General features: G+C 73.5%; 16 protein-coding genes. 11 read left to right on the top strand and 5 right to left on the bottom strand.

What is annotated here, in order from left to right:
- Positions 1-265 precede the first annotated feature (265 nt).
- Genes IE317_RS25920 through IE317_RS25900 form a run of 5 tightly spaced genes read left to right on the top strand, consistent with a single transcriptional unit; the run spans position 266 to position 2,745 of the window.
- Positions 266-949, top strand: coding sequence for a hypothetical protein (locus IE317_RS25920; RefSeq protein ID WP_191313941.1), 684 nt, complete (start codon positions 266-268; stop codon positions 947-949).
- On the top strand, positions 946-1,461 hold the full coding sequence (locus tag IE317_RS25915; protein WP_191313940.1) for a hypothetical protein: 516 nt from the start codon (positions 946-948) through the stop codon (positions 1,459-1,461). Before IE317_RS25920 ends, IE317_RS25915 begins: the two co-directional genes overlap by 4 nt.
- Positions 1,427-1,993, top strand: a complete 567-nt coding sequence (locus tag IE317_RS25910; protein WP_191313939.1) for a hypothetical protein — start codon at positions 1,427-1,429, stop codon at positions 1,991-1,993. Before IE317_RS25915 ends, IE317_RS25910 begins: the two co-directional genes overlap by 35 nt.
- A complete protein-coding gene (locus IE317_RS25905; protein WP_191313938.1) occupies positions 1,990-2,163 on the top strand; it encodes a hypothetical protein in 174 nt (57 codons plus the stop codon). Before IE317_RS25910 ends, IE317_RS25905 begins: the two co-directional genes overlap by 4 nt.
- Positions 2,164-2,181: 18 nt before the next feature.
- Positions 2,182-2,745, top strand: a complete 564-nt coding sequence (locus tag IE317_RS25900; RefSeq protein WP_191313937.1) for a hypothetical protein — start codon at positions 2,182-2,184, stop codon at positions 2,743-2,745.
- Here IE317_RS25900 and IE317_RS25895 read toward each other — a convergent pair.
- The 3 genes from IE317_RS25895 to IE317_RS25885 all read right to left on the bottom strand — a co-directional run bounded on the left by IE317_RS25895 (position 2,720) and on the right by IE317_RS25885 (position 7,906).
- Positions 2,720-6,019: a S8 family serine peptidase gene (locus IE317_RS25895; RefSeq protein ID WP_191313936.1), complete on the bottom strand. Its 3,300-nt coding sequence runs from the start codon at positions 6,017-6,019 to the stop codon at positions 2,720-2,722. The two genes, IE317_RS25900 and IE317_RS25895, sit on opposite strands and share 26 nt — an antisense overlap.
- A gap of 190 nt (positions 6,020-6,209) precedes the next feature.
- Positions 6,210-7,103, bottom strand: a complete 894-nt coding sequence (locus tag IE317_RS25890) for a LacI family DNA-binding transcriptional regulator (protein ID WP_191313935.1) — start codon at positions 7,101-7,103, stop codon at positions 6,210-6,212.
- A gap of 170 nt (positions 7,104-7,273) precedes the next feature.
- Positions 7,274-7,906 (bottom strand): TetR/AcrR family transcriptional regulator, encoded by a 633-nt coding sequence (locus IE317_RS25885; protein ID WP_191313934.1) that lies wholly within the window; start codon positions 7,904-7,906, stop codon positions 7,274-7,276.
- Positions 7,907-7,992: 86 nt separating this feature from the next.
- Between IE317_RS25885 and IE317_RS25880 the strand changes: the two genes are divergently transcribed.
- Together IE317_RS25880 and IE317_RS25875 are read left to right on the top strand one after the other, a co-directional pair.
- Complete coding sequence (locus IE317_RS25880) at positions 7,993-8,796, top strand: SDR family NAD(P)-dependent oxidoreductase (RefSeq protein WP_191313933.1); 804 nt, start codon at positions 7,993-7,995, stop codon at positions 8,794-8,796.
- A 41-nt stretch (positions 8,797-8,837) separates the two neighbouring features.
- Positions 8,838-9,344, top strand: a complete 507-nt coding sequence (locus IE317_RS25875) for a DinB family protein (RefSeq protein ID WP_191313932.1) — start codon at positions 8,838-8,840, stop codon at positions 9,342-9,344.
- On the opposite strand, the gene IE317_RS25870 is transcribed toward IE317_RS25875, so the two are convergent.
- Both IE317_RS25870 and IE317_RS25865 read right to left on the bottom strand, forming a co-directional pair.
- Positions 9,331-10,092, bottom strand: a complete 762-nt coding sequence (locus IE317_RS25870; RefSeq protein WP_191313931.1) for a DUF1295 domain-containing protein — start codon at positions 10,090-10,092, stop codon at positions 9,331-9,333. The two genes, IE317_RS25875 and IE317_RS25870, sit on opposite strands and share 14 nt — an antisense overlap.
- Before the next feature lie 2 nt (positions 10,093-10,094).
- The gene (locus IE317_RS25865) at positions 10,095-11,357 is read right to left on the bottom strand and encodes an SAM-dependent methyltransferase (RefSeq protein ID WP_191313930.1); all 1,263 of its coding nucleotides are present in this window, start codon (positions 11,355-11,357) and stop codon (positions 10,095-10,097) included.
- Between the two features lie 105 nt (positions 11,358-11,462).
- Between IE317_RS25865 and IE317_RS25860 the strand changes: the two genes are divergently transcribed.
- The 4 genes from IE317_RS25860 to IE317_RS25845 are packed head-to-tail and all read left to right on the top strand — an operon-like array spanning position 11,463 to position 14,824.
- The gene (locus IE317_RS25860) at positions 11,463-12,731 is read left to right on the top strand and encodes an NAD(P)/FAD-dependent oxidoreductase (protein ID WP_191313929.1); all 1,269 of its coding nucleotides are present in this window, start codon (positions 11,463-11,465) and stop codon (positions 12,729-12,731) included.
- On the top strand, positions 12,725-13,459 hold the full coding sequence (locus IE317_RS25855; protein ID WP_191313928.1) for a DUF1365 domain-containing protein: 735 nt from the start codon (positions 12,725-12,727) through the stop codon (positions 13,457-13,459). Before IE317_RS25860 ends, IE317_RS25855 begins: the two co-directional genes overlap by 7 nt.
- Positions 13,452-14,057: an ECF RNA polymerase sigma factor SigK gene (gene sigK / locus IE317_RS25850; protein WP_191313927.1), complete on the top strand. Its 606-nt coding sequence runs from the start codon at positions 13,452-13,454 to the stop codon at positions 14,055-14,057. The genes IE317_RS25855 and sigK overlap by 8 nt, the downstream gene beginning before the upstream one ends.
- An 11-nt stretch (positions 14,058-14,068) precedes the next feature.
- Complete coding sequence (locus IE317_RS25845) at positions 14,069-14,824, top strand: anti-sigma factor (RefSeq protein WP_191313950.1); 756 nt, start codon at positions 14,069-14,071, stop codon at positions 14,822-14,824.
- Positions 14,825-14,937: the final 113 nt, after the last annotated feature.

Below are 14,937 nucleotides of genomic sequence, written 5' to 3'. Positions count from 1 at the left end.
GCTCGGCGGCAGCAGGCGGTGGGCGCGCAGCACCGCGCGGTGCTCCCGGTGGCGGACCGCGTGGGCCGCGCCGGCCGCGGTCAGGAGCACCGCCCCGAACGCCGTCAATGCCGCGGACCAGAAAGTGAGCATGAACCCACTGTATTCAACGCCAAAAGTGCCGTCCCCGATCGGAGCAATTCGGAAGCCGTTGGAAAACGATCGTGGCCACCGCGGAATCCGTCGGCTACGCTCGCCGGGTGCGATTCCGGGAATCGGAGGTGTCATGGGGGCACAACGGCTGCGATTGGTGGCGCCGAGCGGCGACCGGGTGACCGTGGGCCTGCCCGCGGCGGCCCCCGTCTCGCACGTCGTGGCCGGCGTCCGGTTCGTCGGCGGCTCCTACGGCACCGGGTTCCAGATCGGGCCCCGCGGCTACCACGACTTCGCGTGCATGCACGTCGCTCCGGCGGACACCCGCGAGCGGCTGGTCGTGCACGGCCGGGAGGTGGTCGTCGCCGAGGCCCGCGACGGGCAGTCGTCGGTGGCCACCCTGCTCGGCACCTACCACGAGCTGATGACGGTGTACGCCGGCCCGGCGCCCCACCGCGACCGCGTGCGGGCCCTGTTCGGCTCGTTGCGCATCGAAGACCACGTCGACGGCATGACCGTCGTCCCCCGCGCCGAGACGCTGCTGGACCCGATGAACGAACACCTCGTGGTCGTGGTGAGGGACCACGGTTCGCTCTCGATCCCCGCGCCACGCCAGGCCGCGGCCCTGCTCCCGCGGCACGCGGGCGCGCGCACGAAACACGGTGAAGTCTGGAAGTCCGGGTACGCCGGGAAGTCCTTCGTCCTGGGCTGCCCGGCGGGCGTGGCCGAGGTGCACCTCGCGGACACGGCGGCGAAGACCGAGCTGGAGCGGCTCGACTGGCTCGACGACCTCGACGTCGCCTGGGACCGCCGATGACCGCCTCGACCGCGCTCACCATCCTCACGTGGGCGGCGATCATCCTGCTGTTCTTCGGGCTGGCGGCCGTCCTGCGCGAAGTCCGGCTGCTGCGCGGGATGATCACCCGCAGCACGGACGGGTTCGTGGCCGCGCCGCCGGAGCTGGTCCTCGGCCCGCGGTTCGCGGGCCGGATCGTGGCGGCGGTCGATTCGGGCTGCCCGCTGTGCCTGACCGTGGCCGAGCGGCTGGCCGGGCTCGGCGCGGAAGCGACCCTGCTGACCCACGAACCGCGGACGACGTGGGCGGACCTCGCCCACGGCCTGCCGGTGGTCAGCGACACCGAAGCGTGGCGTGCGGTCTCCCACCTCGCGCCGCCGGTGCTGATGCTGCTCGACGGCACCGGCCGCGTCCGCCGGATGCTGCTCCCGGTCCGTGCGGCCGAAGTGGACACGGCAGTGGCCGCCTGGGCCGCGCCGGAGGAAGGAGGCGAGACCGGTGACGCTGGAGCTGTCGCACATTCCCGGCCTTGACCGGCCCGGCCCGGCGGCCGCGGCCACCCGCGCGGGCCGGAAGCTGAAGGTCCGCGGTACGCGCCGGACGTTCCTGCGCGCGGTGGCGCTCGGCGCGCTGACCATCGGCGCGACCGCGCTCGACTGGTCCGGCCTGTCCCGCGTCCGGACGGCGAACGCCGAGTTTAGCCCGTACGGCATGCCGGGCTTCGACCGCAACGACTGCCGGGACGCCTATCCGGCGGGCTACGCCGAACTGACCGACACCAGCGGCGCCTACGTCAACACCTACGCCGCCTGCTTCGGCGGGTTCTGGCGGGGGAGCGGCTACTGCGAAGCGGGCTGGCACAAGTACGGCACGTGGAACGAGGGCGGGCTCCAGGTCGACCACCAGCCGGTGGCCAACACGTGCGGCCAGTTCGTCGGCAAGAACGCGTGGCGGTGGACGACGCCGGACCAGAAGGTCTACCGCTGCTCCGACGGCTTCTCCACCTTCTGGGGCGGCGGGTACACCGGCCAGACGTACCTGACCATCTGCCGCGCCGCCCTGTGACGGACGGGACCGCCCGGCGCCGCTGGCACCCGCTGACGATCGCCGCCGGGCTGGCGCTCGCCGCGGCCGCGGTGACCCTCGCGCTCCTGCTGGCGCCGGGCCGGTTGCTGCCGGCCGCGTGGCTCGTCCTCTGCGCGGCCGCCGGGTTCGCCACCAGCGGCTCCAGTTGAAGCCGGAACTCGGCCTTCGTGCTGAGCTCGCCGGTCTGGCGAGGCACTCCGACACTGGCGTTCTGCGCCGGGCTCCTCGGCGGCGGCGCCCTGTCCGCGCTCGTCCTGCTCGTGGCCGGTTCCCTGCTGCGCGCCCCGCTCCCGGCGGCCGCCGGCTGGGCCGTGGTGGCCGCGGCGCTGGGTGCGGTCCTGCTGCGCGAAACGGGTGTGTGGTCGTTCCGGCTGCCGGAGAACCGCCGGCTGGTGCCGGACACGGTGTTCCGGCTCGGCCGGCACCTCGGCCCGCTGCAGTTCGGGTTCGAAATGGGCACCGGCGCGCGCACGTACCTCCCCAGCGGCCTGCCGTACGTCGCCGCGATCGCCGTGGCTTTCACGGCTTCGCTGCCTGCGGCGCTGTGTGCGGGTGCGGGGTTCGGGCTGGGCCGGGCGCTGATGACGACGGCGAACCTGCGCTACGACGCCGAAAGCGGGTGGGACGGCGAGTGGCGGGCCCACGGCCGGGAGCTCAAGCTCCTGACCGGGGCCGCCTTCGTCGTGCCGCTCGCCGCGATCGCCGTCACGGCGCTGTCTGGTACGCCCTGATCACGGTCTGGGTGACCGCGTTGCCGTCCGCGTCCCGGGCGGTGATCCGCAGCGACACGAACCCTTCGCCCGCCGGGTTGCGCACCACCGCAAGACCCCCGTTGCCGATCCGGGCGGCCGGCGCGACCGTCCACCGGGCACCGTCGTCAGTGGACGTTTCGACGCGCAGATCCGCCAGCCGGAGCTCGCCCGCGCCCGGCTGCCGCTGCGCGGTCAGCGCGAGCACGAACGGCTTCCCGGCCGGGGCCCGGCTCTGCTCGTCGACCGCGCCCTCGGCGCGGACCACCAGCAGCGGCAACGGTTTCGCCGGCGCCGCCGAGCCGGGCTCGCGGAACGTCCACGCCACGTCCACCGCGGTCCCCACCACCGACCACGGCACGCTGCGCGTGGCCACCGACCGCAGCGTGTAGGTGCCCGCGGTGTCCGGAATCGCCAGCGCCCCGACGGCCGGGCTCGGCGCGGTGGCCAGCGCGACGCCGTCACGTGACAGCGTCGCCGTGCCGGTGAGGCCACCCGGTGGCGAGGTGTACTGCTCCGGATCGCTGCCCGACACCAGCGGGATCGCGTACACCAGCTGGTTCCCGGCGCGGACCACGCCCCAGCCGTCCTGCGGTGCGCCGAAGGCGGGCCCGACCGGCGCGCGGTTCCAGCCGGCGTGCTCGAACCCGGGCCGGTAGGTGCGGTACGAGTAGTTGTTTTCCGCGTCGGTCAGCGGGTCCGGGTACACCGCCAAGAGGTGCTGCCAGGCGACGCCGGTCGTGTAGTACTCGGTTCGCCGGCTCGGCAGCGCCTGCGCCGTGACCTGGTAGGTCCCGCTGTCGGCGCCCGGGAAACCGAAGGTGACGTCGTCGAGGCGCAGGCTCTCCGCCGGTTTCCCCTGGGTGTGGTACCGGGTGTCGACCACCGCGAGGTCCCGGTCCCGCACCCGGAACACGGGATCGGCGGGCACCCGGCCGCGTTCGAGGAGCGCCAGCTGGTAGACGTACCCGTTCGGATCCACCCCGGGCGGCCGGGCGGCCAGCGTCGCCCGGAAGTATAGCCCGTAGGTGTGGTCGGTGACTTCGCTGCCCGAGCCCGCCGCGTACAGCTCGGTGCCCGGCTGGGCGATCCAGGCGAGCGTGTTCGTGCGGGTCCCGGCCGGGTTTCCGGACACCAGGCCCAGTTCGCCGCCCTGCAGCCGCGCGTCCGGGCGGTCGACCACCGCGCGCAGTGGTTTGCCCGCCCGGGCGTCCAAAGTGATCGAAACCGCGCCGGTCACCGGCTGACCGGGCCGGGAAAGCAGCGTCACGGCGGCCGGCCGGGTCCGGCCGCTCGGGTCACCGGACACGTCGAACGCGTTGAGGTCGTACCGCCCCTTGGGCACCCGGACCACGGCCGTGCCGTCGGCGCGGAACGGCCGGACGCCGAACGCGGCCCCCGTCGTGGTGTCGACGAGCGTGGCGACGCCGGCGGTGAACTGCCCGTCGCGGCCGATCAGCCGCACGGACACGTCGTAGCTCTCGGGCTCGAGGAATGCGCCGAGCGCGGTCTGCACGGCGATCCCGGGCGCCGTCGCGGTCAGCCGGCCGCCCTGCGGGCCGGCAGCGCTCGCGCCCGCCTGGAGGGTGACGCCGACGTCGGCATCGCCGTGCGCGGGCACCACCACGGACGTCGCCGAGGGGCTGAACAGCGGCTGCGGGTTCGTGGCCAGCGAAAGGGTGACGGCCGCGTCCCCGTCGTTGTGGTAGGTCACGGTCTTGGTGACGGGCCCGGACCGGGGCCAGGCGACGAAGCCGTAGCCGAGGCTGCCGGTGGTGGCGGTGACCTGCTGGGTGACCGCGCGCCCGGCGTCGACCCGGCCGGCGCCCTGCTCGACTACGTCGGCGGTGGGCTTCGCGGTGCTCGTCAACGTGGACTTGAGCCGGCCGGCGAGCCAGTCCGGGTGCCGCTGGAGCAGCAAGGCCGCCGAACCGGCGACGTGCGGTGCCGCCATCGACGTCCCGGAAAGCCGGGCGTAGTCGCCGTCCACCGGCGCGGTGTCGCCGTCGCGCGTGCCCGCCGCCCGGGCCGAGACGATGCCTTCGCCGGGCGCGGCGACGTCCGGCTTGACCGCGTGGTCGCCGAGCCGCAAGCCCCGGTTGGAGAAGGCGCTGGTGGTGTCCTGGGCCGACACGCTGCCGACCGCCAGTGCCGCATCGGCCACGGCGGGTGCGACGACCGGTCCCGGTTCGGGCAGGTCGAGCGAGCGGTCGTTGCCCGCCGACGCGACGAAGAGGGTGCCGTAGCGGGCGGTCAACGTGTTCACCGCCTGGGACACCGGATCCGTGCCGTCGGTCGCGTCGCCGCCGAGGCTCAGGTTGACCACCCGGACCTTCGGCGCGATCCACTCCATGCCCGCGATCACCGCGGACTCCGGGCAGCCGTAGGCGAGGCAGACCTTGCCGCTGATCAGCCGGGCGTCCGGCGCCACCCCGCGGTAGCGGCCACCGGAGGCGGCGCCGGTCCCGGCGATGATGCCGGCCACGTGCGTGCCGTGCCCGACGTCGTCACCGGCGTCCGGCCGGGTGCCGGTGAAGTCCTGCGCTTCCACGACTTTGCCCGCGAGATCCGGGTGGTCGGCCCGGACGCCGGTGTCGAGCACGCCGACGGTGATCCCGCGGCCGGTGTAGCCGGCCTGCCACGCGGTCGGGCCGCCGATCTGCGGCACGCTGACGTCGAGGGCCGGCTCGGCCAGGCCGTCCAGCCAGACCTTGCCGATCGGGGTCCGCAGCCCGGGCCCGGCGGTGAGCCAGGTCCAGAACTCCGTTCCCCGGTGCCGGTCCTGGCGCAGGGCCGCGCCGCGCACGCTCGGCAGGTCGCGGACGGCCGTGGTGGCGGGCGGCGTGGCCGCGGGAGCGCCGTCGGCGTAGGTGACGATCAACGGGAGCGCGCCCGCGGCATCGGTGAGGTGCCGGCGCAGCAGTTCGGAGACGTCGAACAGCCGGGAATCGAGTTTTCCGGCGCTCACCAGCGCCAGCGCGTCCGAAGGCACCACGGTGATGTCACCGGGCTTCGCGCCGGTGATCGTTTCCCGGAAGAAACCGATCCGGTCGCGGCCGGGGCCCGGTTCGACCACGACCGTGTTTTTCCCGCGCGAATTCGGGAGCACCCGTACCCGATCGCCGGTGATCAGCGTGACGGATTGTCCGGAATCGCGGGGGATGCCGGGTGCGGTGGCCGGTTCCGCCGTCGCCGGAACGGGCAACGACCAGCCCGCCACCACCACGGCCGCCAGCGCCAGCTGTCTTCGATGCATGTCGGGACCCCTCCGGCCGAGATCGTTTCCCCCGATTCCGCGCGCCGAATGCGCGCGGCAAAATAGCCGCGGTCACGTTAACACTGGATCGGGCGGCCAGGGCAATACGTCATTTCCGTGAACCCATCGCCGACAATTGATCACCGGAATACCGGCAGTGGCAGAATGCGGGGAAGCTGTTCGCCCGGGTTCAGGGCAGCCGGGGCGGCGCGGTGCTGGCGCCCGGGGTCAGGCGCGGGGCGAGGAGCCGGGTTCCGGGCGCGGTGCCGTCGTCGAGCTGCCCGATGACCGTTTCGACGGCCAGCGCGCCGATCTCCCGCGCCGGGATCGCCACGCAGGTCAGCTCGAGCAGGCTGTGCGCGGTGAGGCTGCCCGGACAGACCGCGACGAGCGAGACGTCCTCGGGCACGCGCAGGCCGCGGTGCTGCAGGCTCGCCAGCACCGCGGGCAGCGCCGTTTCGTTGTGCACGACGAGGCCGGTGACGTCCGGGTGGTGGGCGAAGAGCGCGTCGAGGCCGCGCAGCGTCCGCCAGTGGGTGTCACCCCAGGCCAGCGTCGTCGAGCGGAGGCCCCGGCGGGCCGCTTCCGCCGTGAAGCCCTGGGCGAGCCGGGTCGCGGCGCTGCTGCCGCGCCGGTAGGCCGCGGGCGGCGGGCCGATCAGGGCGACGTGCTCGTGGCCGAGGCCGGCCAGGTGGCCGAAGCAGAGCGCACCCGCCGCGGCGAAGTCGAGGTCGAGGCAGCCGAGCCCGCGCGGGGAGTCCGGCACGCCGATCAGCAGCGCCGGCCGGTCCAGCCCGAGCAGCACCGGCACACGCGGATCGGCGGCTTCGACGTCCATGACGACGACACCGTCGGCGACGGAATCGGACACCGCGCGGCGCAGCGCGGCGGGCCCCTCTTCGGCGGTGACCAGGAGCAGGGCGTGGTCCCGGGCGCCGGCCGCGGAGATGGCGGCGGCGACGAACTCCCGCACGACGACGTCGTGGGCGCCGGCGCGCAGCGGCACGACCAGGGCCAGCACGTTCGTCCGGGGCCCGGCCGTGAGCCGGGCCCCGGCGTGCCGGTGGTGACCGCGCTTGCGCATGAGTGCTCGACTGCCCCCAGAAGACGGCGATCCGTCACGGTGTGTCGAACCGCATCGACGATATTTGAACGTAGAGTACGCATCGGGGATGCGCAAGCAGCTCGACGGGCGTTCACCGGGGCAGGTGATGATCGAACCGATTCGATCATTCCGGCGAGGACGGCCGGACCTCACGCCGTGCGGAGGCCCGCCTCGGCGAAGGCGAGCACTTCGTCGACCAGGCCGGCCAGCTCGTGCATCTCCGGCCGCGCCCGGCCTTCGCGGGTCACGTAGATCTCCCGGAGGCCCGTGACCACGGTGACGGCCGCGAGCCGGGGGAGCAGGGCGTCCGCCGGGTGGCCGAGGTCGTCGCCGAGGGCCGCGGCGATCAGGAGCTCGAGGTCGCGGTAGCCGGCGCGGGCCCGGCCGCGGAGGTCGTCGTCGGCCATGAGGAGGTCGGCGCGCAGCGCGCGGCGCTGCCAGATGTGCGCGGGATCGACCCCTGAAGCGCGGTCGCGCTCGTCGAGTTCGCGCATGGTCGCGTGCATCCACTCGCGGACCGCGTCGAGCGTGCTGCCCGGCGGCCGGTCGCGCAGCCGCGCCGCCAGCGACTCCGGGGTGAACGGGTCGTCGGCGAAGAGCAGGTCGTCCTTGGCCGGGAAGTGCAGGGTGACCGTGCGGGTCGCGACGTCGGCCCGGGCGGCGATCTGCGCGATCGTCGTTTCGCGGTAGCCCTGGCTCGCGAAGAGGTCCAGGGCCGCGTCCTGGATGCGGGCGCGGGTCTGGGCCTTCTTGCGCTCACGGCGCCCGTCGTTCGCGATCATGCCGGTGACCTTACCATCCAACGCAATAATGCAGTCCATGCTACTGTTAGCTTGTGATGCAGTAATTCGAGCAGGAAGGGCATGTCGTGACGAAGAGCTGGTTCATCACCGGGACGTCCAAGGGCTTCGGCCGCGAGTGGACCGAAGCGGCGCTGGCCCGGGGCGACCGGGTCGCCGCCACCGCGCGGGACGTCGAAAGCCTGCGGCCGCTCGTCGAGCAGTACGGCGACGCCGTGCTGCCGCTGCGGCTGGACGTCACCGACCGCGCCGCCGCCGTCGAGGCGGTCGGGCGGGCGGCGGCGGAGTTCGGAGCACTGGACGTGCTGGTGAACAACGCCGGTTACGGGCACTTCGGGATGGTCGAGGAGCTGACCGAGGAGGAGGTCCGGGCGGAGCTCGAGACGAACTTCTTCGGCACGCTCTGGCTGACCCAGGCGGCCCTGCCGATCATGCGGCGGCAGGGCCGCGGCCGGATCATCCAGGTCACCAGCGAAGGCGGCATCCGCGCGTTCCCGGGCATCGGCGCGTACCACGCTTCGAAGTGGGCGGTCGAAGGGCTTTCGGAGTCGCTGCGGCAGGAGGTCGGGGGTTTCGGGATCGACGTGATCTGCCTGGAGCCCGGCCCGTACCGCACGGACTTCGGCGGCGGCAGCGTCCGGCAGAGCGAGCCGCACCCGGACTACGACGCCGTGCGCGAAGCGACGCGGATCGAGTGGGACCTCGGCGACCCCCGGGCGACCCGGGAACCGTTGCTGGCGCTGGCGGACACCGAAAACCCGCCGGCCCGGATGTTCTTCGGCAAGTCGTTCGCGGCGGTCGAAGCCGAATACCGGGACCGGCTGGACGGCTGGCGCAAGTGGGAGCCGGTCGCGCTGGCCGCGTTCGGCTGACCGGCCGGGAACTGTCGGACCCCTCTGGCAGAGTTCCGCCCATGACCGAACGACCACCGCGCCCGGACGTCCCGCTCACCGGCGGCGAGCGGGAGATCCTGACCAGCCTGCTCGACTACCACCGCGCCACCGTCGCGTGGAAGGCCGGCGGCCTCACCGAAGAGCAGGCCCGCCGGGTGCACCTGCCCAGCGAACTGACGACCGTCGCCGGGCTGGTCGCGCACCTCACGCTCAACGAGTGGTTCTGGTTCGCCGTGGTCGTCGAGGGCGAGGAAGACACCTGGGAAGAGCGCCTCGAGCAGGACCCGGACGCCGAGTTCCGGATCCCGCCCGGGACGTCGGTGGAGCAGCTCCTCGCGGACTACGAGAAGCAGTGTGCCCGCAGCCGCGAGATCGTCGCCGCCCGCGGCCTCGACGACGAAGTGACGCACAAGGACGAGACCTTCAACGTCCGCTGGGTCCTCACGCACATGATCGAGGAGACCGCGCGCCACGTCGGCCACCTCGACCTGCTGCGCGAGCTCACCGACGGCCTCACCGGGGAGTGACGCGCCGGGGCGGCAACGGGAAGAAGCCGCTGGTCCGCTCGACGTAGTGCGCGTAGGCCGGGCGAGTGCGGGCCATTCCCTTCTCCAGCAACGGTTTTCCCGTCCCGCGGGCCAGGGTGAACGTCATCGCCACGGGGGAGAGGACGGTCGCCGCGCCCGGCCACGTCGAACAGGCCAGCAGGTAGAGGCCCCACCACACGCACGCGTCGCCGAAGTAGTTCGGGTGCCGCGTGTAGCGCCACAGCCCGGTGTCCAGCACGCGGGCGCGGTTGGCCGGGTCGGCCTTGAACCGGCGCAGCTGGTCGTCGCCGATCGTCTCGAACGCGAAGCCGACCAGCCACGCCACGATGCCCAGCCAGCCCAGGACGCCGATCCCCGTGCCGTCCACGGCGAACTGCACGGGCAGCGACACGAAGTACAGCACCACGGCCTGGAAGAGATAGACGCGCAGGAACATCTTGGCCGGGCCGTGGCCCATCCGCGCGTACCGCGGGTCCTCCGGCAGCTTGTGGTTGCGCAGGTGCAGGTGCACCGCGAGCCGCACCCCCCAGACGACGGTCAGGAGCACCACCACCAGCCGCAGCGGGAGCGGCCCGTCGCCGAACGGGAAGGCGGCGACCGCGACGAGCGCGAAGCCCAGCCCCCAGAACGTGTCGATCGTGTCGTAGCGCTTGCGCGCCCGCGCGATCCCGAAGGTCACGGCCACCGCGGCGAGCGTGACGGCGGCCGTGACGAGCAGCTGCGGCATCGTCACCACTCCCGCGTCGGGGGCAGGCCGCTGGCGCCGCCCGCGTGCGGCCGTACCGCCAGGATCTGGTCCACGCCCATCCGGTTCTCCTCGAACGCCAGCGCCCCGCCGACCAGGTACAGCCGCCAGACCCGCGCGTCCGTCTCCCCGATGAGCGCGACGACGTCGGCCCAGTTCTCCTCCAGGGTGTCCGCCCAGGCCCGGACCGTCCGGACGTAGTGCTCGCGCAGCGCGTGCACGTCCCGCACCTCGAGACCCGCGGTCTCCAGGTGGTCGATGGTCCGGCCGACCGGCCGCATGGTCATGTCGGGGGCGATGTACCGCTCGATGAACGCGCCGCCGCCGGGGGCGACGTTCCCGCGGGACATCTGCTGGAGCAGCACGCGCCCGCCCGGTTTCACCATGCGGTGCAGCGTCGCCGCGTACGCCGGGTAGTTGACTTCGCCGACGTGCTCGCCCATTTCGATCGACGCGACCGCGTCGAACGGCGCGTCCGGCAGCTCCCGGTAGTCCTGCCGGCGCACCTCGACGCGGTCTTCGAGGTCGTGCTGGGCGAGCCGGCCCCGGATGTGCTGCAGCTGCTCGGCCGAGAGCGTGATGCCGACGGCCTCGACGCCGTGGTGCTTGGCCGCGTGGACGAGCAGCGAGCCCCAGCCGCAGCCGACGTCGAGCAGCCGCATGCCCGGCCGCAGCCCCAGCTTGCGGCAGATCAGCTCCAGCTTGTCGTGCTGGGCTTGGCCGAGGCTCTGCGACTCGTCGGTGAAGTACGCGCACGAGTACGCCATCGACTCGTCGAGCAGCAGCTGGTAGAAGGCGTTGCTCAGGTCGTAGTGGTGGGCGATGGCGGAGCGGTCGCGCAGCAGGCTGTGCAGCTTCCCGGTCAGCCGGGCCTCTTCGGCGGGCGGCTTCGGCGGCAGCCCGGCGACACCGAGCCGGGCGGCCAGCCGCAGGGCCTCCGCCCACTCCCGCGGCCCGAGCTTCGCCGGGGTGAGCTCCCCCGAGCGGGTCAGGGCCCGGATCCGGCGGAAACCGTCGGCCAGGTCGCCCTCGACGTCGAGGTCACCGGTGACGTAGGCGCGGGCGAGCCCCAGCTCGCCCGGCGCGTAGAGCAGCCGGCGCAGGGCGCGGCGGTTGCGGAGCACGAGGGTCGGTGCGTCGTCCGGGCCGGCCCGGGTCCCGTCCCAGGTCCGCAGGCCGACGGGGAGCGGCCCGCCGAGGAGTTTCCCGGCGAACGAGGCGAGGCGGTGCGCGGTGGTGTGCGGCATGCCCGGGATTCGCTCTCCCCGCCCCGCCGGATTGGTCCGACCAGCGGCGGCAGCGGACTTCGCCGGTCCGGCAATCCGGCGGGGGCGCGGTCCCGAAGGACCGGTGTGGAGATCACGGGACAACGCATCGGCGTCATCGGCAGCGGGGTGGCCGGGCTGACCGCCGCATACCTGCTGCAACGCGAGTACGAGGTTCTGCTGTTCGAGGCCGACGACCGCCTGGGCGGGCACGCGCACACGCACGACGTGCCGAGCACCCACGGCGGCACGATCGGCGTGGACTCCGGGTTCATCGTCCACAACGAGCGCACCTACCCGACCCTGCTGAAGCTGTTCGGCGAGCTGGGGGTGCCCACCCGCGACACCGAGATGTCGATGAGCATCCGCTGCGACGGCTGCGGCCTCCAGTACGCCGGCGCCAAGGGCGTGCCCGGCCTGTTCGCCCAGCGCGGCAACGCCGTCCGGGGCCGCTACCTGCGGATGCTGACGGAGGTGAAGCGGTTCCACCGGCACGCGAAGCGGCTGCTGGCGGCGGCGGACGCGGGCGACGTCACGCTCGGCGCGTTCCTCGCCATCGGCGGCTACACCCGCTACTTCGTCGACCACTTCATGCTGCCGCTGGTGTCCACGGTGTGGTCGGCCGACCGCGCCGACACCCTCCGCTACCCGGCGCGGTACCTGTTCGAGTTCCTCCGCAACCACGGCATGCTCACGGTGAAGGACTCGCCGTCCTGGCGGACCGTCGTGGGTGGTTCGCGCGAGTACGTCGAGCTCGCCGCGAAGCAGCTCACCGCCGTGCACCTGTCGACGCCGGTGCGCTCGGTGCTGCGGACCGCCGGCGGCGTCGAGATCCGCGACGACGCCGACACCCCGCACCGCGTCGACAAGGTCGTCGTCGCCACGCACGCCGACCAGGCGCTGGCCCTGCTGGCCAACCCGACCGCCGCCGAGCGCGCGGTGCTCGGGGCGTTCCGGTACTCCGAAAACGAGGCCTGGCTGCACACCGACACGAGCGTGCTGCCCTCGCTGCCCGGCGCGCGGGCCGGCTGGAACTACCGCGCGCCCGCCTGCGGCGCACCCACCGGCGCCGTCCGGGTCAGCTACGACATGAACCGCCTGATGCGCCTCGACGAACCGACCGGCTACGTCGTCACGCTCAACCCCGGTGACGGTCCCGCACCGGACCACGTCGTCGCGCGGATGCGGTACGAGCACCCGGTCCACACACCGGAATCCGTTGCCGCGCAACGACGGCTGGCCGAGCTCAACGACGGCGTGCTCGCCTACGCCGGCGCCTACCACGGCTGGGGCTTCCACGAAGACGGCTGCGCCTCGGGTGCCCGTGCCGCGGAAAGCCTGGGGGTGACGTGGTGACGAACGCGCTCTACGACGCCACGGTCGCGCACGTCCGGCGGATCGACCCGCCGCACGCCTTCGCCCACCGCGTGTACCTGTGGCGCGTCGACCTCGACGACCTGCCGCGGCTGCCGTGGTGGCTGCGCCCGTTCGCCCGCTTCGACCGCCGTGACCACTTCGTGGCCGGCGATCCGCGCGGCATCCGGGAGAAGCTGGACGCCTGGCTCGCCGAGCGCGGGGTCGACCTGCGCGGCGGGAAGGTCGTGATGCTGGCCGCCGCCCGCGTCCTCGGGTACGTGTTCAACCCGATCAGCGTCTACTGGTGCCACCACCCGGACGGCCGGCTCGGGTGCGTGGTCGCCGAGGTGCACAACACCTACGGCGGCCGCCACGCCTACCTGCTGCACCCCGACGAGTCCGGGCTCGCCCGCGCGGCCAAGGAGTTCTACGTTTCGCCGTTCCAGGAGATGGACGGCGAATACCGGATGCGCCTGCCCCGCCCGGAGGCGCTGCTCGACCTCACCGTCGCGTTGCACCACGGGACCTCGACCCCGTTGGTCGCTACGCTGCGGGGAGTTCGCCGCCCGGTGAACCCGCGGTGGCTGGCCCGGCTGGTCCTGGCCCGGCCGCTGCTCCCGCAGCGGGTGTCCGCGCTGATCCGCCGCCACGGCGTCGCCCTGTGGCTGCGGAAGGCCGCGGTCGTGCCGCGCACCCCGCAGAACGCCGGAGGACAGCTGCATGGATGAGCCGGCCCGCCCGCGCCGGATGGCGCCGGTGCCCTCCGAACCCCCGGCCGGCCCGACCGCCGAGGAACTCATGGTGCGCGTCGCCAAGGGTGACGAGCGGGCCTTCGAGCTGCTCTACGACCAGTTCGCCGGGCCGATCTACGGCCTGGTGCGGCGGATCGTGCGCGACGCGGCCCAGTCCGAAGAGGTCGCCCAGGAGGTCCTCGTCGAGCTGTGGCGCACCGCGACCCGGTACGCCCCCGACAAGGGCTCCGCCCTGAACTGGGCGATGACGCTGGCCCATCGCCGCGCCGTCGACCGCGTCCGCTCGGCGCGGGCGAGCACCGAACGCGAGCAGAAGGCGACCTTCGAAGCCGCCCGCGGCCGCCCGTTCGACGAGGTCGCCGAGTCCGTCACCGCGCGGCTCGAACGCTCCCAGGTGCGCCGGTGCCTGTCCTTCCTGACCGACCTGCAGCGCGAATCGGTGCTGCTCGCCTACTACCAGGGCTATACGTATCGCGAGGTGGCCGAAGTGCTGTCGACGCCGCAAGGAACCATCAAGACGCGGCTGCGGGACGGACTGATCCGCCTGCGGGACTGCCTGGGGGTGACCGCTTGAGCACGCCGGAGATGCACACCCTGGCCGGCGCCTTCGCGCTCGACGCCGTCAACGACGTCGAGCGCGCGGAGTTCGCCCGCCACCTCGAACAGTGCGAGTCGTGCACGCAGGAGGTCGCCGAGCTGCGCGCGACGGCGGCCCGGCTGGGCGCGGCGATGGCCGAGGAGCCGCCGCCGTACTTCAAGGACCGCGTGCTGACCGCCATGCACGCCACCCGCCAGCTGCCGCCGCGCACCCGGCCCGGCGCGCCCGACCGGCACCGCCGCTCCGCGCGGGCCCCGCGCTGGGCCGTGCTCGTCTCGGCCGCGGCGGCCGTGATCGGGCTCGCCGCGGGCGGGGTCTTCGGCGGGATCGCGCTGACCCAGCGGCAGGAGCTGCAGACCGCCCAGAGCCGCCTCGACCAGGCGAAACAGCAGTTCGCGCCGGTGGCGGCGCTGCTCGCGGCCCCGGACGCGAAGACCGCGCACGGCGAGGCCCCGATCGGCGGCGGCGTCACGGTTGTCCTGTCACGGTCGCTGAACCGGGTGATGGTGATGGACGCGGGCCTGCCGTCGCAGCCGGGCGGGAAGGTCTACGAAGCCTGGCTGATCACCGGCGCGGCCGCGCCCCGCTCGGCCGGGGTGATCGCGGCCGCCGACCAGGGCGGCCTGGTCGTCGCCGACGGCGTCGGAAGCGCCGACAAGGTCGCGGTCAGCGTCGAACCGCCGGGCGGATCGGCCACCGGAGCCCCCACGGAAGTGCTCATGAGCATGCCCGCGCCCGCCTGATCGGGGGGCCATACCAGACCGGCCGCCGGCGGTGCTCGCGGGCCGCCGCTCTTGCGCGCTCGAACGTGTTGTGGCAAAACACCTTTGCGACACACGGCGTGCCTACTGGATTA

This window comes from Amycolatopsis bullii, from assembly GCF_014654205.1.
Taxonomy (GTDB): Bacteria; Actinomycetota; Actinomycetes; order Mycobacteriales; family Pseudonocardiaceae; genus Amycolatopsis; species Amycolatopsis plumensis.
Note: the sequence above shows the minus strand (reverse complement) of the source record. Positions and strands in the feature narration are given on the sequence as shown.